This window comes from Devosia sp. FJ2-5-3 (genome assembly GCF_029201545.1).
Classification (GTDB): domain Bacteria; phylum Pseudomonadota; class Alphaproteobacteria; order Rhizobiales; family Devosiaceae; genus Devosia.
Genome location: NZ_CP104007.1, coordinates 1490941 through 1512490 on the forward strand (window position 1 = coordinate 1490941; position 21550 = coordinate 1512490).

At 62.3% G+C, this 21550-nt stretch carries 22 protein-coding genes; 7 read left to right on the forward strand and 15 right to left on the reverse strand.

Annotated elements, in window-relative coordinates:
- Positions 1–70 precede the first annotated feature (70 nt).
- The 6 genes from N0P34_RS07180 (at position 71) to glgX (ending at position 11246) form a co-directional block, all read left to right on the forward strand.
- On the forward strand, positions 71–2542 hold the full coding sequence (locus N0P34_RS07180; RefSeq protein WP_275606333.1) for a glycogen/starch/alpha-glucan phosphorylase: 2472 nt from the start codon (positions 71–73) through the stop codon (positions 2540–2542).
- A 99-nt stretch (positions 2543–2641) separates the two neighbouring features.
- Positions 2642–4831 (forward strand): 1,4-alpha-glucan branching protein GlgB, encoded by a 2190-nt coding sequence (gene glgB / locus N0P34_RS07185; protein WP_275606334.1) that lies wholly within the window; start codon positions 2642–2644, stop codon positions 4829–4831.
- A gap of 54 nt (positions 4832–4885) precedes the next feature.
- A complete protein-coding gene (gene glgC / locus N0P34_RS07190; RefSeq protein ID WP_275606335.1) occupies positions 4886–6157 on the forward strand; it encodes a glucose-1-phosphate adenylyltransferase in 1272 nt (423 codons plus the stop codon).
- A complete protein-coding gene (gene glgA, locus N0P34_RS07195; RefSeq protein ID WP_275606939.1) occupies positions 6157–7614 on the forward strand; it encodes a glycogen synthase GlgA in 1458 nt (485 codons plus the stop codon). The genes glgC and glgA overlap by 1 nt, the downstream gene beginning before the upstream one ends.
- Positions 7598–9226: an alpha-D-glucose phosphate-specific phosphoglucomutase gene (locus N0P34_RS07200; protein ID WP_275606336.1), complete on the forward strand. Its 1629-nt coding sequence runs from the start codon at positions 7598–7600 to the stop codon at positions 9224–9226. Before glgA ends, N0P34_RS07200 begins: the two co-directional genes overlap by 17 nt.
- 10 nt (positions 9227–9236) lie before the next feature.
- Positions 9237–11246: a glycogen debranching protein GlgX gene (gene glgX / locus N0P34_RS07205; protein WP_275606337.1), complete on the forward strand. Its 2010-nt coding sequence runs from the start codon at positions 9237–9239 to the stop codon at positions 11244–11246.
- On the opposite strand, the gene N0P34_RS07210 is transcribed toward glgX, so the two are convergent.
- The 13 genes from N0P34_RS07210 to N0P34_RS07270 all read right to left on the reverse strand — a co-directional run bounded on the left by N0P34_RS07210 (position 11243) and on the right by N0P34_RS07270 (position 19427).
- Complete coding sequence (locus N0P34_RS07210) at positions 11243–11695, reverse strand: GNAT family N-acetyltransferase (RefSeq protein ID WP_275606338.1); 453 nt, start codon at positions 11693–11695, stop codon at positions 11243–11245. The two genes, glgX and N0P34_RS07210, sit on opposite strands and share 4 nt — an antisense overlap.
- Positions 11696–12328: an urease accessory protein UreG gene (gene ureG / locus N0P34_RS07215; RefSeq protein WP_275606339.1), complete on the reverse strand. Its 633-nt coding sequence runs from the start codon at positions 12326–12328 to the stop codon at positions 11696–11698.
- 15 nt (positions 12329–12343) lie between these two features.
- Positions 12344–12775: a DUF3995 domain-containing protein gene (locus N0P34_RS07220; protein WP_275606340.1), complete on the reverse strand. Its 432-nt coding sequence runs from the start codon at positions 12773–12775 to the stop codon at positions 12344–12346.
- The gene (locus N0P34_RS07225; RefSeq protein WP_275606341.1) at positions 12772–13404 is read right to left on the reverse strand and encodes an urease accessory protein UreF; all 633 of its coding nucleotides are present in this window, start codon (positions 13402–13404) and stop codon (positions 12772–12774) included. Before N0P34_RS07225 ends, N0P34_RS07220 begins: the two co-directional genes overlap by 4 nt.
- 20 nt (positions 13405–13424) lie before the next feature.
- A complete protein-coding gene (locus N0P34_RS07230; protein ID WP_275606342.1) occupies positions 13425–13898 on the reverse strand; it encodes an urease accessory protein UreE in 474 nt (157 codons plus the stop codon).
- 5 nt (positions 13899–13903) lie between these two features.
- Positions 13904–14488, reverse strand: coding sequence for a hypothetical protein (locus N0P34_RS07235; protein WP_275606343.1), 585 nt, complete (start codon positions 14486–14488; stop codon positions 13904–13906).
- Positions 14489–14502: 14 nt separating this feature from the next.
- A complete protein-coding gene (locus N0P34_RS07240) occupies positions 14503–14931 on the reverse strand; it encodes an MliC family protein (RefSeq protein WP_275606344.1) in 429 nt (142 codons plus the stop codon).
- 95 nt (positions 14932–15026) lie between these two features.
- Positions 15027–16736, reverse strand: coding sequence for an urease subunit alpha (gene ureC / locus N0P34_RS07245; protein ID WP_275606345.1), 1710 nt, complete (start codon positions 16734–16736; stop codon positions 15027–15029).
- A 116-nt stretch (positions 16737–16852) separates the two neighbouring features.
- Positions 16853–17260, reverse strand: coding sequence for a hypothetical protein (locus tag N0P34_RS07250; protein WP_275606346.1), 408 nt, complete (start codon positions 17258–17260; stop codon positions 16853–16855).
- Between the two features lie 99 nt (positions 17261–17359).
- Positions 17360–17665: an urease subunit beta gene (locus tag N0P34_RS07255; protein ID WP_275606347.1), complete on the reverse strand. Its 306-nt coding sequence runs from the start codon at positions 17663–17665 to the stop codon at positions 17360–17362.
- Between the two features lie 15 nt (positions 17666–17680).
- The gene (locus N0P34_RS07260; protein WP_275606348.1) at positions 17681–18259 is read right to left on the reverse strand and encodes a HupE/UreJ family protein; all 579 of its coding nucleotides are present in this window, start codon (positions 18257–18259) and stop codon (positions 17681–17683) included.
- Between the two features lie 10 nt (positions 18260–18269).
- Entirely contained in the window at positions 18270–18572 is a 303-nt protein-coding gene (locus tag N0P34_RS07265; protein WP_275606349.1) for an urease subunit gamma, read from the reverse strand.
- Between the two features lie 9 nt (positions 18573–18581).
- The gene (locus tag N0P34_RS07270; protein WP_275606350.1) at positions 18582–19427 is read right to left on the reverse strand and encodes an urease accessory protein UreD; all 846 of its coding nucleotides are present in this window, start codon (positions 19425–19427) and stop codon (positions 18582–18584) included.
- A 77-nt stretch (positions 19428–19504) separates the two neighbouring features.
- On the opposite strand from N0P34_RS07270, the gene N0P34_RS07275 reads away from it, so the two are divergent.
- Positions 19505–19855: a hypothetical protein gene (locus N0P34_RS07275; protein WP_275606351.1), complete on the forward strand. Its 351-nt coding sequence runs from the start codon at positions 19505–19507 to the stop codon at positions 19853–19855.
- Between the two features lie 56 nt (positions 19856–19911).
- Here the strand turns inward: N0P34_RS07275 and urtE are convergent, their stop codons facing one another.
- The gene (gene urtE / locus N0P34_RS07280) at positions 19912–20616 is read right to left on the reverse strand and encodes an urea ABC transporter ATP-binding subunit UrtE (protein ID WP_275606352.1); all 705 of its coding nucleotides are present in this window, start codon (positions 20614–20616) and stop codon (positions 19912–19914) included.
- 184 nt (positions 20617–20800) lie between these two features.
- Positions 20801–21550 carry an urea ABC transporter ATP-binding protein UrtD gene (urtD, locus tag N0P34_RS07285; protein ID WP_275606353.1) on the reverse strand — a complete coding sequence of 250 codons (750 nt, stop codon included), beginning with the start codon at positions 21548–21550 and terminating at the stop codon, positions 20801–20803.

Consider the following 21550-nt stretch of genomic DNA (forward strand, 5'->3'; position numbering starts at 1 on the left):
TCGATGCTGAAATTAAGTGCAACAGTACCCCTGTCCGAGGGGAACATCGTCATGAAAACTGGATTGCGATATGCCGCAAAAGCCGATCGTCTACGATGCTCCAACCCACGAGCCCCGTGCCACTACTGTTGAAGCCATTCAGGCCGAAATCCTCGAGAGGCTGATCTATTCCGTAGGCAAGGATCCTATAGTTGCCCGCCCGCATGACTGGTTGACCGCTACCATTCTGGCCGTGCGCGACCGTGTCATGGATCGCTGGATGGAGAGTTCGCGCGAGACCTGGCGCACCGCCAACAAGCGCGTCTACTATCTCAGCCTCGAATTCCTGATCGGCCGGCTCATGCGCGACGCGATGAGCAATGTGGGCCTGATGGAGCCGGTGCAACAGGCTCTGGCCAACCTCAATGTCGACCTGGGCGATCTGATCAATCTCGAGCCCGACGCAGCGCTAGGCAATGGCGGCCTCGGCCGGCTGGCGGCCTGTTTCATGGAATCCATGTCCTCGGTCGATATCCCAGCTTATGGCTATGGCATCCGCTATGTGCATGGGCTGTTTCGCCAGGAGATGAGCGAAGGCTGGCAGGTCGAACTGCCCGAGGAGTGGCTCGCGCACGGCAATCCATGGGAATTCGAGAGGCGCGAAAGCACCTATGAAATCGGCTTCGGCGGCCATGTGAACCCGGTCCAGGACCCTGATGGCAGCGTGCGCCAGGAATGGGAGCCAAATGAGCACCTGTTGGCCGTGGCCTATGACACGCCTATCGTGGGCTGGCGCGGCAAGCGGGTGAACACGCTGCGGCTGTGGAGCGCGCAGCCGATCGACCCGATCCTGCTCGACAAATTCAATTCCGGCGACCACATCGGGGCGCTGGAAGAAAGCTCCAAGGCCGAAGCGATCACCCGGGTTCTCTACCCGGCGGATTCGACCCCGGCCGGGCAGGAATTGCGGCTGCGCCAGGAGTTTTTCTTCTCATCGGCGTCATTGCAGGACATCGTGCGGCGGCATTTGCAGCAATATGGCGATCTCGGCTCGCTGCCGGACAAGGTCGCCATCCAGCTCAATGACACGCATCCGGCTATTTCGGTCGCCGAGCTCATGCGCATTCTCATCGATGACAATGGGCTCGCCTGGGACCAGGCCTGGAAGCTGTGCAAGGGCACGTTCGGCTATACCAACCATACCCTGCTGCCCGAAGCGCTGGAGAGCTGGCCGGTGGCGCTGCTCGAGCGGCTTTTGCCTCGCCACATGCAGATCATCTACCAGATCAATGCCGAAGTGCTGACCGAAGCGCGGGTCAAGGCCGGCTTCAACGACCAGCAGGTGGCCGCGATTTCGCTGATCGACGAGCATGGCGGGCGGCGCGTCCGCATGGGCCAGCTGGCCTTTGTCGGCTCGCACTCGATCAATGGCGTTTCGGCGCTGCATACGGAGCTGATGAAACAGACGGTTTTTGCCGATCTGCACAGGCTCTATCCCGAGCGGATCAACAACAAGACCAATGGCATTACGCCGCGGCGCTGGCTGCTGCAGTGCAATCCGAGCCTCACCAAGCTGATCAGCGACCGCATCGGCCCAGAGTTCATGGACGATGTGGAAAAACTCCACCTGCTGGTGCCGCATGCTGAGGACAAGGGTTTCCAGCAGCAGTTTGCGGCGGTCAAGCATGCCAACAAGCAGCGCCTCGCCAAGCTGATCAAGGATCGCCTCAACGTGGTGGTCTCGCCGGATGCGCTGTTCGACGTGCAGATCAAGCGCATCCACGAATATAAGCGACAGCTGCTGAACATCATCCATGCAGTGGCGCTCTATGACGAGATCCGGGCCCATCCGGAGCGGGAGTGGAAGCCGCGCGTCAAGATTTTCGCCGGCAAGGCAGCGCCGAGCTATTGGAACGCCAAGTTGATCATCAAGCTGATCAACGATGTGGCGCGGGTCATCAACAACGACCCGGCGGTGCGTGGCCTGCTCAAAGTGGTGTTCCTGCCCAACTACAACGTCAGCCTGGCCGAGGTGATCGTGCCGGCAGCAGATCTTTCCGAGCAGATCTCGACGGCCGGCATGGAAGCGTCCGGCACGGGCAACATGAAGTTCATGGCCAATGGCGCCATCACCATCGGCACGATGGACGGCGCCAATGTCGAGATGCACAAGGAAGTCGGCGCCGACAATATCGTCATCTTCGGGCTCTCGGCCCAGGAGGTCGAGGACAAGCGCAGCCGGAGCGAGGTTCCGCGGTCGGCCATCGACAAGTCCCGGCGGCTGCGCGAGGCGCTGGAGTCCATCTCGTCCGGGGTGTTTTCACCCGATGATCCGAACCGCTATCGCGATCTGATCGGCGGGCTCTACGATCATGACTGGTTCATGGTGGCCCGCGACTTCGACGCCTATTGGACGGCGCAGGACAAGGTCAATCGCCTCTGGGCCAAACCGGACCGCTGGTGGGCGATGGCGATCCGCAACACGGCAAATGTGGGCTTCTTCTCGTCGGACCGCACGATCCGCCAATATGCCGGCGAAATCTGGGGTGTCCCCACGGCGTAGCTGTTTTTTGGCGGATAGACGGAACGCGGGGAAACCAAGTTCACCGCGCGTGGTTACTATGGTGCAGCATTAGGGACCAGCGCCCTGGGGATGAATGGCGTGAACAAAGAAAACTGGCAGGCGGATGCACGCGAAGTCGAAGCAATCGTGGCGGGGCGCCACGGCGATGCTTTCGCTTTTCTGGGCCTGCATGAATTCGACGGGAAATGGGTGCTTCGCGCCTTTATCCCGCACGCCGAATCCGTGGCCGCCTACACATTAGACGGGACGGAATTGAGCCACCTCATTCCCCGCCACGCGGCGGGGTTTTTCGAGGGGATAGTCGCAATCGACAAGCGGCAGCCCATTCGCTACCGGGCGCGGAACGCCGGTGGCGAATGGGATGTGTTCGACCCATACTCCTTCGGTCCGGTCCTCGGGCCGATGGACGATTATTATATCGGCGAGGGGAGCCATCTCCGGCTCTTCGACAAGCTCGGTGCCCATGAAATGGAGTTCGAGGGCGTTCACGGCACCCACTTTGCCGTGTGGGCCCCAAATGCGCTGCGGGTATCCGTCGTCGGCACGTTCAACGAGTGGGACGGACGGCGGCACCCGATGCGCAATCGCGGCGGGATTTGGGAAGTGTTCGTCCCGGTGGTGGGCACCGGCACGATCTATAAATACGAGATCGTCGGGCCGGACGGGCAGCTTCTGCCGCTCAAGGCAGATCCGTTCGCGCGCCAGGCCGAGTTGCGTCCGCGCAATGGTTCGGTGGTGCCCGATCCGACGCCATTCACCTGGACCGACCAGAAATACATGAGCGACCGCGCCAGCCGGGATTGGCGGCGCACGCCGATGTCCATCTACGAAGTCCATCCCGGCTCGTGGCGTCGCCGCGCCGATGGCAGCTTCCTCAGCTACGACCAATTGGCCGAGCAGCTGATCCCCTATGCGGCGGACATGGGCTATACCCACCTCGAATTCCTGCCGATTTCCGAGCATCCGTTCGATCCGAGCTGGGGGTATCAGCCGACCGGCCTCTATGCCCCGACGGCGCGCTTCGGCGACCCTGCCGGATTTGCCAGATTGGTGAATGCCGCGCATGAAGCGGGACTCGGCGTGATCCTTGACTGGGTGCCGGCGCATTTTCCGACCGACGAATTCGGCCTGAGCAATTTCGACGGAACGGCGCTCTACGAGCACGAAGACCCGCGCCAGGGGTTCCACCCCGACTGGAACACCGCCATCTACAATTTCGGCCGCAAGGAAGTGTCGGCCTATCTGACCAACAACGCGCTCTACTGGTTCGAAACTTTCCATATCGACGGACTGCGCGTCGATGCCGTGGCTTCGATGCTCTATCTCGATTATTCGCGCCAGCCGGGGCAGTGGGTGCCCAACAAGCACGGCGGCAACGAGAATCTGGAGGCAGTGGCCTTTCTGCAGCGGGTCAATGCCGAGGTTTATCGGCAGTTTCCCGGCGCCTTCATGATCGCCGAGGAGTCCACCTCATGGCCGGGCGTAAGCCACCCGACCTATACGGGCGGGCTGGGGTTCGGGTTCAAGTGGAACATGGGCTTCATGAACGATACGCTGCGCTACATGGCGCGCAGCCCGATCCATCGGCGCTATCACCATAACGACATGACGTTTGGCCTCGTCTACGCGTTCAGCGAGAATTTCGTGCTGCCGCTCAGCCATGACGAGGTGGTGCATGGCAAGGGTTCGCTGCTCGACAAGATGCCCGGGGACGAGTGGCAGCAATTCGCGAATTTGCGGGCTTACCTGGCTTTCATGTGGGGGCATCCGGGCAAGAAGCTGCTCTTCATGGGCCAGGAATTCGCTCAGCGGGCCGAATGGGCGGAAGGCAAGGGGCTCGACTGGTGGCTGCTGGATTCGCCGCCGCACGAGGGCATGCGGCGTCTCGTCGCTGATCTCAATGCAGCCTATCGGAGCCTGCCGGCGTTGCACGAACGCGATTGCGAGCCCGATGGTTTTGATTGGGTCATCGGCAATGACCAGACCAATTCGGTGCTGGCATGGCTGCGCAAGGCGCCGAACGCCGATCCGGTGCTCGTGATCTCCAATCTGACGCCGGTGCCGCGGGAACATTACAAGGTGCCACTGCCAAAGGCAGGGCGGTGGGTCGAACGGATCAACACGGATGCCGGCTGGTACGCGGGCGGAAACACGGGAAACCAGGGCGCCGTAAAGGCATATGAGGTGAAGGGGCAGCACTGGCCGGCGGAGGCGGAAATCTACCTGCCGCCACTGGCAACACTTTTCCTGAAATACGATCCGGATTGAACCGACTACAATGGTAAATGTCCCGGGGGAGCCGGGCGAGGTGGAGGGAAATAAATGGCTGATTACAGGGTGCCATCGCCATTGGCCCGCGAGGCGATGGCCTATGTGCTGGCCGGGGGACGCGGAACGCGCCTGATGGAGCTGACCGATCGGCGCGCCAAGCCGGCCGTCTATTTCGGGGGGAAGTCGCGCATTATCGATTTCGCGCTGTCCAATGCGATCAATTCGGGCATCCGCCGCATTTCCGTGGCGACGCAATACCAGGCGCACAGCCTGATCCGTCATCTGTCGCGCGGCTGGAACTTTCTGCGGCAAGAACGTAACGAGAGCTTCGATGTCTTGCCCGCGAGCCAGCGCGTCGCCGAGGACATGTGGTATGCCGGCACGGCCGACGCCGTGTTCCAGAACATGGACATCATCGAGGATTATGGCGCCCGCTACATCGTCATCCTGGCTGGCGACCATATCTACAAGATGGACTACGAAATCATGCTCCGCCAGCATGTGGACACGGGCGCGGACGTGACGATCGGCTGCCTTGAAGTGCCGCGCAAGGAGGCCTCGGCCTTTGGCGTGATGCATGTGGATGGGCGCGACCGGGTGATCGATTTCGTCGAAAAGCCCAAGGATCCGCCGGGCATTCCGGATCGTCCGGATACGGCGCTGGCCTCTATGGGCATTTACGTGTTCGAGACGCGCTTCCTGATGGAGCAATTGCGCCGGGACGCGGCGACGGAAGGCTCGAGCCGCGATTTCGGCAAGGACATCATTCCCTATATCGTCAAGAACGGCACGGCCTGGGCGCATCGGTTCACGCGCTCCTGCGTGCGCTCCAGCAATGAGAGCGTCGCCTATTGGCGCGACGTGGGCACGGTGGATGCCTATTGGAAGGCCAATATCGACCTCACCGACATCAACCCGCAACTCGACCTCTATGACCGCGACTGGCCGATCTGGACTTATGCCGAGATCACGCCGCCGGCCAAATTCGTCCATGATTTCGACGGAAGACGCGGCTCGGCGGTGAACTCGCTGGTGTCCGGCGATTGCATCATTTCGGGCGGCCACTTGCAGCGCACATTGCTGTCCACAGGCAGCCGGGTGCATTCCTATTCGGTGCTGGAAGAGGCGGTGGTCCTGCCCTATTGCGATATCGGGCGCAGCGCCCGGCTGAAGAAGGTGGTGATCGACCGCGGCGTCAGCGTGCCCGAGGGGCTGGTCGTGGGCGAAGACCCTGAATTCGATGCCAAATGGTTCCGGCGGACGGAGGACGGGGTGACACTGATAACGCAGGCCATGATCAATCGGTACCTGGCCGACAGATGATCGAGGTTCTATCCGTTGCCTCGGAAGTCTATCCCCTGATCAAGACGGGTGGGCTGGCCGATGTGGCCGGCGCCCTGCCTTTGGCGCTGGCCGAAACCGGGGTGACGATGCGCACCCTCGTGCCCGGCTATCCGGCAGTTCTCACCAAGCTCACAGGGGGCCGCGAGGTCGCGCAGTTCGAAGATTTGTTCGGCTTTCGCGGGCGGTTGATAGCCGGCCGGGTGGAGGGGCTCGACCTCATCGTGCTGGACGTGCCGCCGCTCTATGACCGACCCGGGAACCCCTATGTCGGGCCGGAAGGTTGGGACTGGCCCGACAATTGGAAACGGTTTGCAGCGCTGAGCTGGGTGGCGTCCGAATTGGGACTGGGGCTGGTGGAAGGCTATCAGCCGCAGATCATCCATGCCCATGACTGGCAGGCGGGCCTTGTGCCGGCCTATGTGAAATATGGGCCGTCGGCGACGCTGAAGACGGTCATGACCGTCCACAACATGGCCTTTCAGGGCACATACAGCGCTGATATCTTTGCTCAATTGCGACTGCCGCCGCACGCATTCTCCGTCGAAGGTGTCGAATATTACGGCGGAGTGGGCTACCTCAAGGCCGGGGTGGAATGCGCGGATGTCGTGACCACAGTCAGCCCCACCTACGCCACGGAAATCCGGACACCGGCCTTTGGCATGGGGCTCGATGGTTTGCTTGCCAATAGGTCCGACACGGTATTCGGCGTCCTCAACGGCATCGACATGAATGCCTGGGACCCGGCGACCGACAAGGCGCTGGTGCGGAATTACACGGCCAATTCGCTGCACCATCGCGACGAAAACAAGGCCGCGTTGCGGGAGAGGTTCGGCCTGGAGCCGAGCGACGGGCCACTTTTTGTCGTGGTCAGCCGGCTGACCTGGCAGAAGGGCATCGACCTTCTGGCCGCATGCATCGACATGATCGTGGCCGCAGGCGGGCAATTGGCCGTGCTCGGATCGGGCGAGGCCGAACTCGAGAACGCGGTCCGGGGCGCTGCCATGCGCCATCCGGGACAGGTCGGGCTGGTGACCGGGTACAATGAGGAGCTGAGCCATCTGCTGCAGGGGGGCGGCGACGTCGTACTGGTGCCGTCGCGCTTTGAGCCCTGCGGGCTGACCCAGCTTTATGCCTTGCGCTACGGCGCCATTCCCCTGGTGAGCCGAGTCGGTGGGCTTGATGATACCGTCATCGACGCCAATGTGGCCGCGTTGCAGGCGGAAGTGGCGACAGGCGTGCAGTTCGCTCCACCGAATGAAGCTGCACTTGCCGACGCGATCAGGCGCGTGCTGTCGCTCTATGCCGACCAAAAACTATGGAAGAAGATGCAAAAGCGCGGGATGAAATCGGATGTGAGTTGGCAAGCCAGCGCCGCACAATATGCCCAGCTTTATGCCTCGCTGATCGGATTGGACCGCCATGACCGTGACAATTAGCACCACCCCCTATAGCGACCAGAAGCCCGGTACGTCCGGCCTGCGCAAGCGGGTGTCGGTTTACCAGCAGCCGAACTATGTCGAGAACTTCATCCAGTCGATTTTCGACAGTCTTGAGGGCTTCGCGGGCCAAATCCTGGTGATCGGTGGCGATGGTCGCTATTACAATGATGTGGCCATCCAGAAAGCCATCCGCATTGCTGCAGCCAACGGGTTCGGCAAGGTGATGGTCGGGCAGGGGGGAATTCTGTCGACCCCCGCCGCCAGCAATATCATCCGCAAATACAAGGCGTTCGGCGGGCTGGTGCTGTCGGCCAGCCATAATCCGGGCGGACCGGAAGGCGATTTCGGCATCAAATACAATGTCGGCAATGGCGGTCCGGCGCCGGAAAAGATCACCGATGCGGTCTATGCGCGCTCGAAAGTAATCGACAGCTACAAGACGCTGGAGACGCCTGATATCGATCTGGGCGCTGTCGGCACGCAGACGGTCGGCGACATGGTGGTCGAGGTGATCGACCCGGTCAGCGACTATGCCGAGTTGATGCAGTCCCTGTTCGATTTCGACGCGATCCGGGCGCTGTTCGCGGGCGGTTTCCGGATGACTTTTGACGCGATGAGCGCCGTTACCGGGCCTTATGCGCACAAGATCCTCGAGGACATGCTGGGCGCACCCAAGGGCACGGTGATCAATGGCGAGCCCTCGCCCTCGTTCAATGACGGGCATCCGGACCCAAACCTCGTCTACTGCAAGGATATGTATGATCTGCTGATGACGGCGGATGGCCCGGATTTCGGCGCTGCCTCGGATGGGGATGGCGACCGCAACCTGATCATCGGCAAGAACCGCTTCGTGACGCCATCGGACTCGCTGGCGCTGCTGGCCGCCAATGCGCATCTTGCGCCCGGCTACAGCAAGGGCATTGCCGGGATTGCCCGCTCCATGCCGACCAGCGCGGCAGCGGACCGGGTGGCGGAAAAACTCGGCATCGAAATGCACGAGACCCCGACCGGCTGGAAGTTCTTCGGCAATCTGCTCGACGCCGGCCGAGTGACGATCTGTGGCGAGGAAAGCGCGGGCACCGGGTCGAACCATGTGCGCGAAAAGGACGGGCTCTGGGCCGTGCTGCTCTGGCTCAATATCCTGGCCGTGCGCAAGCAGGGCGTCGACGCGATCGTGCGCGAGCACTGGAAGATCTACGGCCGGAATTATTACACGCGGCACGACTATGAAGAGGTCGATGCCGCCATTGCCAATGCCTTGGTGGACGATCTGCGCGGGCGATTGCCGAGCTTGCCGGGGCAGGTGCTGGGCGGCATGGAAGTCGCCTATGCCGATGATTTCACCTATCACGACCCGGTGGATGGCTCGACCAGTGCCAAGCAGGGCATTCGCATCGGTTTCGTCGATGGATCGCGTATTGTCCTCCGCCTTTCGGGCACGGGCACGGTGGGGGCGACATTGCGGCTCTATCTTGAGCGCTATGTGCCCGCCGACGGCGACCATGACCTCGAGACGCAGGAAGCACTCGCACCGCTGATCGCGATCGCCGAACAGTTGGCGGGCACAAAGGCGCGCACCGGCCGCCCAACGCCGAGCGTCATCACCTAGGCATGAATTAATGACTATCCACAATGTGCCCGGCGCCGGGACGATCACCCAACTCGGCGCCACACCCGTCTCGGGTGGGGTGAATTTTGCCGTCTATTCGGAAGCGGCTCAGGCCATCTGGGTCTGTCTTTTCGACCTCAATGATCGAGAGATCGGCCGTTATCAGTTGGATGTGCGGGCGGAGAATATCTTTGCCGGTTTCATCACCGGCATTGGCCCGGGAGCACGTTATGGCCTGCGGGCGGACGGCGCCTATGACCCCGAGCAGGGGTTCTACTTCGATCCGGCTAAATTGCTGGTCGATCCCTATGCGCGCCAGCTGGATCGGAGGTTCGTCTATTCGCCGCGCCTGCGGATGCCGCGAGAGGCCAATTTCGACACCGCTTCTCTTGTGCCAAAGGCCATCGTGCCGGGGGCGGCGCAGGCACCAGCCAATCCGCGGAAGAAGGCGCCCGGCAATTTTTACGAGCTTAATGTGCGCGGCTACACCAAGCGTCATCCCGACGTGGCCGAGCGTCTGCGGGGAACCGCGGAAGGGCTGAAAGCAAAGCCGGTCATCGAGCATCTGAAGCGCGTCGGGATCGACACCGTACAGTTGATGCCCATTGCGGCGTGGATCGATGAGCGTCATTTGCCGCCGCTCGGCCTTGCCAATGCCTGGGGCTACAATCCGATTGCCTATTTCGCGCTCGATCCGCGCCTTGCCCCCAGTGGCATAGGCGAATTGCGGGCGATGACCGATGCCTATCGCAAGGCCGGAATTTCGGTGATCCTCGACGTGGTCTACAACCATACCGGGGAGAGCGACGCCGAAGGGCCCATCGTCAGCATGATGGGGCTCGATCCGCACAGCTACTATCGCTTCGTGCCCGTCGATGGGCGACAGGTTCTGGTGAATGATGCCGGCACAGGCAATACGCTGCGGTGCGATCATCCGGCGGTGCAGAGACTGGTGATCGAGAGCCTGCGATATTTTGTCGAGGAGGGCGGGGTTTCCGGGTTCCGCTTTGACCTGGCCACCATTCTGGGGCGTGAGCCGGGGTTCAACCCCGATGCGGAAATGATCCGCCTGATCAAGCAAGATCCCGTGCTCAGCCAATGCATCCTCGTCGCCGAGCCCTGGGATCCGGGGCCGGGTGGTTATGCGTTGGGACAGTTCGGGCGGGAGTTCTACGAGCACAACGATACATATCGCGATGAGGTCCGGGCGTTCTGGCAGGGGCAGAGTGGGCGGATCGGGTCGCTGGCCGGCAAGATCGCCGGTTCATCGGAGATCTTCGACCGCGATGGGCGGAAGCCGGCCCACGGCGTCAATTTCCTGGCCGTGCATGACGGGTTCACCCTGCGCGATCTTGTCAGCTACAGCCACAAGCACAATGAAGCCAATGGCGAAGAGAACCGCGATGGCCACGACGCGAATTACTCGTGGAACTGCGGGGTTGAGGGCGAGAGCACAGACGAGGCGATTGTTGGAGCCCGCAAGCGCGACGTGAAGGCGCTGCTGGCCACGCTGTTTTTGTCGCGCGGCACGCCACTGATGCAGCAGGGCGACGAAATGTTCCGCACGCAGAGGGGCAATAACAATGCCTATGCGCAGGACAATGAGATCACCTGGCTCGACTGGGGCGGGGTGGACGAGGGGATCGTCGAGCTCACCGCAGGGCTCATCGCCTTTCGCAAGGCCCACCCGGCGATCACGCATGACCACTGGCTGACGGGGCGCGATCACCACGGGGTGCGGGACGTCGTGTGGCTGCATCCGGATGGACGGGAGATGTCCGAAGGCGACTGGAACGATCCGGCCGCCTCAGTCCTTGGCGCCCATCTCCGGCACAAGGATGATGAGGTCATCGTCTGGTTCAACCGCCGGATCGAGCCGGTGGTAGCGCATCTGCCGGAGGGGGATTGGGCCGTCGGGATCGTCTCGGACGAGACGGGCAGCCTTGTGCTTACTCCGGGCACGGCGACATTGCCCCCACGTTCGGTGGTGGCTCTGGTGCGGCCGCGGCCTGAGCGCTAGTCGGTGATTTCCACCATGCCGAGCCGCGCATAGAGGCGGCGGGCGGGGGCGTTGTCGGGTTCAACCTTGAGGTCGACATGGCCGGCGCCGCGTCCGGCGAAAAGGCCGAAGGCGTGCGCCAGCAGGGCGGCACCGATGCCCCGGCCCCGGAAGCCCGGCGCGACGGCGAGATCCTTGATGAAATCGCTGGTCCAGCACTGGATGAAGCCGGCGATCTCGCCACCATCGGCCATTGCGGCAACGCAGAGGCTCGGGTCATATTCGCTGTCGGCGGTAAGATTGCCGTGCCAGTCGGCAAAGGGGGCAACGAGGCCAGGGAAGGCCTCGTCCAGCACAGCATGAGCCTGGCGCGGCTCGGTCGCTGCGAGTTCGACGGGGCGTATGCCTGCGGGCCAAGTCGGCGCCTCGATCGGACCGGAAAGGCACTTGCGCAGCCGCAGATGGCTCACTTACTCGGCCGCCTCGGCGATAAAGCCGCCATGCTTTTCGATAAAGCCGATGATCTGGTCTAGGCTTTCGCGCCGCAGCAGGTCGGTAAAGACATAGGGCCGGCCATCGCGGATTTTTTGCGTGTCGCTCTCCATGACTTCGAGGCTGGCGCCGACATAAGGCGCGAGATCGGTATGGGTGATGACGAGGAGGTCGGAGCGCGAAATGGCGGGTCCGCCCTTGCGCGGGATCTTTTCGCCCTGGGCGACCGAGATGACATAGATGGTCACGTCAGCGAGGTCAGGCGAGAAAGTCGCCGCCAGATTGTCGCCGCCGCTCTCGATCAGGATGATGTCGAGATCGGGGAATTTGCGGTTGAGATCGTCAATGGCCGCCAGGTTCAGCGACGCGTCCTCGCGGATTGCGGTGTGTGGGCAGCCGCCGGTCTCAACGCCGACAATGCGGTCTTCGGAGATCGCCTGCACCCGAGAGAGGATGAGCGCGTCTTCCTTGGTGTAGATATCGTTGGTGACCACGGCCATGGAATAGCGATCCCGCATGGCCTTGAGCAGCATTTCGCATAGCGTGGTCTTGCCCGAGCCAACCGGCCCACCAATGCCGATACGCAGGGGACCGTTGAGGCTCTTGGACATGTGGGACTCCGGGCGTTAGAGGAGGCGAAGGACGATAAGGGTGAAAAAGCCGAGGCCGATGAAGAGGCAGATCGGCGAATAGACCCGGCGGTCGTTGAGGCGGAAAATCGGTTCGGCGGTCATCGCCTGCCATTGCGGCGTGTAGCCGATGACGCCGCGTGCGAGGAAGATCGCGCCGATCAGGCCGCCAACGACATTAAGCGCCACGCCGCCGCCGTCATGGTCGGCGATGGCGAGCGCGATCATCGAGCCGTAGAACGAGATTGCGGCGATGGCCAGGGTGATAAGGCGGTTGGGCATTTTCTCGATGCCGGTGAAGCCGACGACGGTCTGGGCCAGCAGTTTGCGATCCCGCAATGGCCATGTGAAGCCGAAGCCCCACACAAAATGGGCGATGGAGATCGTCAGCAGAGCGATACAGACGAAGGCGGCAATCAGCATGCTCATGATCGGAAAATCCTCGTCGCCAGGGTTTCGTGCTTCATCTGGGCGATATCAGCGCCATAAGCGACACTGCCAATGTCGTCTAGTGTCGCACCGAGACAAAGTTCGGCAATCTCAGCGATTTCTGGCTCCAACGCGGCCATGATGGAGAGGCCGTCTGTCTGGCCGATCGGCACGAGACGGACGGCAACGGAAACCTGCCCGTGGACGCCGGCGGTGAGGTAGGCGAGCAGCGTCGAATAGGCGTCGATGCCGTGGCTGGAAGAAATGGCCCCGATCGCGATGGGATAGGGGCAGACGTCCGGCAGAGTCGGCGGGTTGGAGCTGGGCCAGGCGGCACTCGCCTGGATGAAGGCGCGGCCGGTCTGCAGCGTTTCGGCATGCCGTTCGCTGGATGGGGTGAGGGCCAGGCAGAGATCGGCCAATTCGGCCAGGTCCGGGCCGTTGGCTGCCTGCCGGTGCGCATGGGCGAGGAGGATTGCGTCATTGCGCAGGCCGCCATGGTGGAGGCTGCCGGCAATCCAGTTCTCGGCGCTGGCGCGATCCCCCACGCGACCATCGACAATCGCGGTTTCGAGCCCGGCAGACCAGGCGAAGGCGCCAACCGGAAAGGCCGGGGAGAGCCAGGTCAACAGTTTTTGCAGCGCGGCGCTCATGGGCGGGCGAGCAAGGCGTGCCCGCCATCGGCGTGGTTGTGGCTGTGATAGGCGCCGTGCTCGGCAAAGAATGGTTCTGTCGCATTGGTGACGTTAGCGCCGAGGCCCTCGAGCATGGTCTTGAGGACATGGTCGCGCTTGATAAGAATGCGATGCTCATCGAGCTGGGCCGGCGTATGGCGGTTGCCGATATGCCAGGCGAGGCGGATGAGGTGGGCAGTGTCCCGGGCGCGAATTTCGTACAGCAGCTCCGGGGCGGCAATGATCTGGACTAATCCGCCGGTGTCGAGCTCGAGCCATTGGCCGTGGTCGAGCGTGGTCGCCTGCGGCAGGTCCAGCAGGATTTCGGTGCCATTGGCGCCGCGCAAGAGCTTACGGCGCACGCGGCGTTCGTCATGATCGAGGGTGATCGTGTCGAGCGGTACAGCGTTCCGGTCTGCAGCGGCGTGGATGGCGATGACTGAGTGCATGGGGACTAGATAATCTCGAAGGAAAAGAGGCCAATCATCACCACCAGATAGGTGCAATGGGCCGTCACGATGGCATATTGGACGTGCTTTTTTGGGATGTACCAGCCCATGACGCACAGTGGCAGGAAGAACAGTGCCGGGACCAGATCGTAGAGGTCGATCCCTTCCTGTTGGTACATGAAGAAGCTGTCAAAGATATCGAGCACCATGGTCAGGGCCAGGAGCCCAAAGAACCAGTGACGGCGCTTGATGAAGAAACCTTCGTAGCCAGCATATTCCTCGCTCCGGTCGGGCGACAGCAGCGCCACGAGCAGGAAGAGAACGATGGCGTAGCTGTTGAAGAACATGAACAGGCCAAAGGGCCAGTCGGCAATCTCGATCAGGTCGAAATGTCCGTACCAGAACAGGGTCAGCTCGACGAGCATCGAGCTGAGCCAGAGCAAGTGCAGCACCGACCGATTGTAGACGTGCGGATGCTGCATGATATTGGCGAAGGTCAGAAGCGTGCGGGTGATGCCAAGGCCGATAATCATGCCGATCACGATGCGAGCATGTGAAAAGAATTCCACATGCTGGGAGGTGTCAACCATCGGCGGCTCCGGCGCTAGGGCGTGTTGGACGAGGCGGTGCAGGTGGCCAGCGGCTCTGCGTCCTCATCCTGCATCATATCGCGAAGGGTGCCTTCGCCCTGGTGGCTCCACCATTCATAGGGGCCGGAGACATATCGCGCACCAGAACCCGAAATCGTCGTGGCGAAGATGTAGTTCTCGCCCTCCACCGGCACGATGGCGAGGAAGTTCGGGGCGGCATTGATATATTGAACGGCCAGGGTTTCCCCGCTTTCGCACTGATAGAGCGCGATCGTGCGCTCGATGTCGCCAGCGCTTTCCAGGGTGAGCGTGAGGGCGGCCGTCACGGAGGGGCGCGAAGCCGTCGCAGGCCCGGGGCCAGTGTCCTCTGCCTGGGCCCAAGCCATGGTCGGCGCAATCAGGACCATGCCCACGAGAGCAAGCAAGGGTTTTGTCATGATCATTGTGTTTCCTCCTGGTTGGGGTGGGGTGCTGAAGCACCCGAACCAACCGGCCTCACAATCATGGCGAATACGCGATCTGGCAAGGGTTTGTGAGCCTAGAAGAGGAAGTAACGCTGGGCCATCGGCAGGATCGTGGCCGGCTCGCAGGTGAGGAGCACGCCATCGGCGCGCACCTCATAGGTCTCGGGATGGACCTCGATATGGGGCATGGCCGCGTTCAACTTCATCGACGCCTTGCCGATGCCGCCGCGGGTATTGGTGACCGGGACGAGGTCCTTGTCGACACCGAGACGATTGCGGAGGCCTGCATCATGAGCCGCCTGGGAGATGAAGGTGACCGAGGAGCGGCTGACCAGCTTGCCATAGGCGCCGAACATGGGCCGGTAGTGCATGGGCTGGGGCGTTGGGATCGACGCGTTCGGGTCGCCCATCGGGGCGGCGGCAATGGAACCGCCGATCAGCACCATTTCGGGCTTCACGCCGAAAAAGGAAGGATCCCACAGCACGAGATCGGCACGCTTGCCGACTTCCACCGAGCCGATGTGCTGGCTCATGCCGTGGGCGATGGCGGGATTGATGGTGTATTTGGCGATGTAGCGGCGGACGCGGAAATTGTCGTTGTCGCCGGTTTCCTCGGGCAGGGGGCCGCGCTGGCGCTTCATCTTGTCGGCGGTCTGCCAGGTGCGGATCAGAACTTCGCCGACGCGGCCCATGGCCTGGCTGTCGGAAGAGATGATCGAAAAGGCGCCCATGTCATGGAGGATATCTTCGGCCGCGATGGTCTCCTTGCGGATGCGGCTTTCGGCAAAGGCCACGTCCTCGGGGATATTCTGGTCGAGGTGGTGGCAGACCATGAGCATATCGAGATGCTCGGCAATGGTGTTGTGAGTGTAGGGACGCGTTGGATTGGTCGAGGAGGGGATGACATTGGGCAGGCCCGCGACGCGGATGATGTCAGGGGCGTGGCCGCCGCCGGCGCCTTCGGTGTGGAAGGCGTGGATGGTGCGGCCCTTGAAGGCGCCGATCGTGTCCTCAACGAAGCCGCTTTCGTTGAGCGTGTCGGTGTGGATCATCACCTGCACGTCGTAGTCGTCGGCAACGGCGAGGCAATTGTCGATGGCGGCCGGGGTGGTGCCCCAATCCTCGTGCAGTTTCAGGCAGGAGGCGCCGGCGAGGATCATTTCCTCGATCGGGGCGGGGACCGAGGTGTTGCCCTTGCCGGCAAGGGCGAGGTTCATAGGGAAAGCGTCAAAACTCTCGATCATGCGCTCGATGTGCCAGGCGCCGGTGCAGGTGGTGGCGAGCGTGCCATGGGCGGGGCCGGAGCCGCCACCGAGCATGGTGGTGACGCCCGACATCAAGGCTTCCTCGATCTGCTGAGGGGCGATGAAATGGATATGGGCGTCCATGCCGCCGGCGGTCAGAATGCGACCTTCGCCGGCGATGGCCTCGGTCGAGGGGCCAATGATGATATCGACGCCGGGCTGGGTGTCGGGATTGCCGGCCTTGCCGATGCCGACGATACGGCCGTTCTTGAGACCCACATCGGCCTTGTAGATGCCGGTGTGGTCGACGACGACGGCATTGGTGATGACTGTGTCGACAGCGCCTTCAGCGCGGGTGCGCTGGGACTGGCCCATGCCGTCGCGGATGACCTTGCCGCCACCGAACTTCACCTCCTCGCCATAGATGGTGAAATCCTTCTCCACCTCGATGAAGAGCTCGGTATCGGCCAGCCGCACCTTGTCGCCCGTGGTGGGGCCGTACATGTCGGCATAGGCGGCGCGGGAAATCTGAGCAGGCATGGCGGCTCCGGAAGATCAGGGGCAGGCGTGAAGAACGGATAGCGCAAACGGGTTTGGCGCCCGCCCCGGATGGGACGCGCGCGCATGGCCGATGGCGGCTGACGATGAGGGGTGGTTTAGTTCGGGTTGGACCGCGCCTGCTGGCGGTAGATGGCGACCGAGCGATCGATGATCGCGTCGAGCAGCATCTCGCCCTGGGCCATGGTTTGATCGGCCCGCTGGGTTGCGGCGATCAGGGAAACCGCGAGCGCCTGGAGGGCATAGGCCTGCTTGATGCGGCCGGCCTGGTGATGGCCATTGCCCTTGGTCTCGAAGGTCTTGAGCAAATCGTTGTAGGTCTCCGTGGTCATCACGGATTTCGCCCCGCTCCAGCTCTGCTGGTTGAGCGAAGCGGCCAACTCGGCGGCAAGGCTCCCGATCAGCGCCATGGTCTCGCCATCCCGCACGCCCGCCTCCTGCAGATCCTGCAGGACGGCAACAAAGCGCTGCTTGAATTCGGCTTCTTTGGTCGGGGCGGTCGTCATGGGCGTCCAGGCAATGGTTTTGGCTGGCGGTTCTTAAACCACCATTTGGCACAAAATGCCATGCCGGCTTGCGGCTTTTGACTGGGGCCAGGGCGTCGTTCACAGCGGCCCCATGACCATCTGGCGAAAGCCGTAGATCCGCCGGTCGCCGCCGATAGGGATGAGGCGGACTTCGCGGGTCTGGCCCGGCTCGAAGCGCACGGCGGTGCCGGCGGCGATATCGAGGCGCATGCCGCGCGTCCTGTCGCGATCAAAGCGGAGGCCGGCATTGGTCTCGAAGAAGTGGTAATGCGAGCCCACCTGGATAGGTCGGTCGCCCGTATTGGCCACTTCCAGAACGATCTGGGGCGCGCCGACATTGAGTTCGATCGAGCCCGATTTTGGGATGATTTCGCCGGGGATCATTGTCTGTGTCTCCGATCAGGCGCCGAAGGCCAGCCACAGGCCGCCCATCGCGGTGGCGGCCCCGGCAGCGCGGGTGACGAGCTTGCCGCTGAGGCGAGCGAGGCCTAGGCCCGCCGCAATGCCGGCGGCGTGGAGCGCGGCGGTGGCCAGGATAAAGCCGATGGCGAATTCCCATGCGCCCGCCGCGCCAAGTTCGCCGCCATGGGCGTGGCCGTGGAAGAAGGCGAAAAAGCCGACGAGCCCGGCAATAGCCAGCGTCGGAATGGGAAGGGCGAGGGCGATGGCGACGCCGATGAAGACCACCGAGGCGAGGATGACCGGCTCGACGAGGGGCAGGGGCACGCCGCCGATGGCAACGGCGAAGCCGATTGCCATGGTGCCAACGAAGGCCGAAGGCACAAGCCACACGGCGCGTCCGCCCTGCTGGGCGGCCCAGAGGCCAACGGCCACCATGGCGAGGATATGATCGAGGCCGAAAAGCGGATGGCTGAAACCGGCAGCGAAGGAGCCATGTTCGGCCGGGTCCAGATGCGCGAAAGCCGGCAAGGTCGCAGCAAGAAGGATGGAAAGGGCGACGAGGGCACGCTTGAGCATGGTCTTGTTCCTATCGGATGGGCTGGTGAACGGTGACGAGCTTGGTGCCGTCTGGGAAAGTCGCCTCGACCTGTACGTCGTGGATCATCTCGGCGATGCCTTCCATCACCTGGTCGCGGGTGACCACATGGGCGCCCGCCTCCATCAGCTCGGACACGGGGCGGCCGTCCCGCGCGCCTTCGACGACAAAATCGGTAATCAGGGCAATTGCTTCGGGGTGGTTGAGCTTGACGCCGCGTTCGAGGCGGCGACGCGCCACATTGGCCGCCATGGCGATCAGCAATTTGTCTTTTTCGCGTGGAGTGAGGTTCATGGCGGGGTCCTAGAGGTGCCAGAGGCGCGGCAGATTGCCGGCGCCGGTGAGTTCGATCAGCAGGGGGATGATGAGACGGCGAAGCGCAAGCCCGGTCGGGGCGCTGGCGCGCACCACGAGACGCTCGCCGATCTGGCTGGCGGCGATGTTCGCGTCCGGCGGCAAGGCGGTGCGGATGTGCGCCAGGCGCTGCGCTGCGCGGTCGGCGTCTGCAGCAAGGTGTACAATGGTCGCGATGGCGCGGTCGCCGTCCAGGAGGGAGAGTGCGTCGCGTTCCCTGTCGGTGCCATCGAGACGGGTGGCTTCGGCATGGACCAGTCGGCCGCAGCGGCGGATGCGCCAATTGTCGGTAAAGACGGCGTCACGCGCTTCTTCCCCCATGGCATCGCGCCCCAGCAGTACCGCTTCGATGGCGGTTAGTGTTGCGCCTTCGTCGAGATCGATTTGGAGCGTGCGGGCGAGGCGGCTGCCGGCAAAAAGGATGGTTTCCTGCGGGAGCCAGTCGAGATGGGCGTCGCGGCCGATCTTGAGGCTCGTGGTGACCTCGGCCATTGCGCCTGTGGAGCGGTAGCTGCGTTCGCAGGCCTGGGTGGTGAGGATCATCTGGCCGCCGGCAGCCACTTCTGCACCCCATTCGATAACGTCACCGCCGGTTAGTCCACCGGCAGTATTGATGAGGACGGCTTCGAGTGCGTTTGAATGTGTCCGCGGCAGGCGGATCTTCGCGCAACCGTCCTGATAGAGTTGATCAAGACATGTCTTGCCGTCGCGAAGATATGTAACGACGCGTCCGGTTCCACGCGCTCGTTGCATTTTTTGTTGATCGAAAACATGTTCGAAAGCTGCAGTCTTCATTGCAACGATCCAAAGGAAAGCTCGTTAGTTACATGAGCAAACGCTCTTTGATAGCGAAATTTCAAGAGGTTATAGGCATGAACATCAAATCTGCACTCTCTATTCTCGCCCTGAGCACAAGCCTTGCATTTACCGGTTCGGTAATGGCGCAGACGTCCATCAACGGTGTTGACGTGAGCGATGCCGACCTGCCTGCCGTCCAGGAACGCTGCGACCAGCTGCTGGTTGCTGACACCACCGCATCCACCAGCACTGCGACGGAAAGTTCCGAGCCTGACAGCAACGCTTCCGACGATTCGTCCGGCGCTGCTGATGCAACCATCGAGGATGCGCCGGCCGTTAACGAGATGGCCAATATGACCAGCACGATCGACCTCGATACCATTGATCTCCAGGCTTGCCTGGATGCGGGTCTCGTCACCCGCTAAGGCGCAGTCCATCTGTTCCTTTCAGGGCGCCCGGCTTGCCGGGTGCCTTTTCATGTCTAGACCATCAGGTGTTGACGTATTTCGGGCCGGTCCAGATCCTGGGCAGGCCCGCTATGCATGATCTCGCCGCGATCCATGACGTAGATATCGTCGGCGATCTCGCGGCAGAAATCGAGAAACTGTTCGACCAGAAGGATGGTCATGCCCTTCTCGTCGCGCAGGAACTGCAGCGCCCGCCCGATATCCTTGATGATCGAGGGCTGGATGCCTTCGGTGGGTTCATCAAGAACGAGCAGGGTGGGACGGGTGACGAGCGCTCGCGCAATGGCCAATTGCTGTTGCTGGCCGCCGGAGAGATCGCCGCCGCGCCGGTTGAGCATGGCCTTCAAAACCGGGAAAAGCTCGAAGATATAGTCTGGAATGTTTCGGTCGGCGCGGGCGAGACCGGCGAAGCCGGTTTCGAGGTTTTCGCGAACCGTCAGCAGCGGAAAAATCTCACGGCCTTGCGGGACATAACCCAGTCCCATGCGCGCGCGTTTGTAGGGTGGCGCTTTTTTAAGCAGCTCGCTGCCGAAAATAACGGCACCGGATGAGATATGGTTGATGCCGGCGATGGCGCGGATGGTCGAGGACTTTCCGACGCCATTGCGGCCGAGAATGGCGGTGATCCGGCCGGGACGGCACTCGATGGAAACGCCCTTGAGCGCCTGAGCCGCGCCATAGTGGAGGTCGATGGCGTCGAGAGAGAGCGCAGCGTTCATTCTATGCCTCCGCAACCACCGGCCAAACTCCCTCCTCCTTGCGGGGAGGGTCGGGGTGGGGGGATGAGTGCCTCGAAAGTTGACTGACAGATCAAAGGTTTGGGTGCGGCAAGCACCCCCTCCCAACCTCCCCCGTCGAGGGGGAGGAGCTGCCTCGGGTATGCCGAAAGCTCATAAGTCATCCTCATCTCCCCAAATAGCGTTCGATAACAACGGGATTGGCGCTGACCTGATCGAGGGAGCCCTCTGCCAGCACCGAACCTTCGGCAAGGCAGATCACTCGCGAGCCCAGCGCGCGCACGAAGCTCATGTCGTGCTCGACGACGACGACAGAGCGGGTCTGGGCGATGTGCTTGAGCAGTTTTGCGGTCTCTTCGGTTTCGCTGTCGGTCATGCCCGCCACTGGTTCATCGACCAGGAGGAGCTTCGGATCCTGTGCAAGCAGCATGCCAATCTCGAGCCATTGCTTCTGCCCGTGGCTGAGATTGGCGGCGAGCTCGTGTTGGCGATGAGCGAGGCGCACTGTGTAGAGGATCTCGGTGATGCGGGCCTTGTCGGCGGCGTCGGGCGTGTAGAAGAGCGTGGCAAAGATGCCGCGCGGCTTTTTCAGCGCCATTTCGAGATTGTCCCAGACCGTATGACTTTCGAACACGGTGGGTTTCTGGAATTTGCGGCCAATGCCGAGATTGGCGATCCCGGCTTCATCGAGCCGCGTGAGGTCGGTGCGGCCGTCGAACAGCACCTCGCCGGCATCGGGGCGAGTCTTGCCGGTGATGATGTCCATCATCGTGGTCTTGCCGGCGCCATTGGGGCCGATAATGGCCAGCATTTCCGCGGGTCTGACGATGATGGAGAGGCCGTTGATCGCCTTGAACCCGTCGAAGGCGACCGAAACGCCATCGAGGTAAAGCATGGTTTCCTGGGCCTTGTGCAT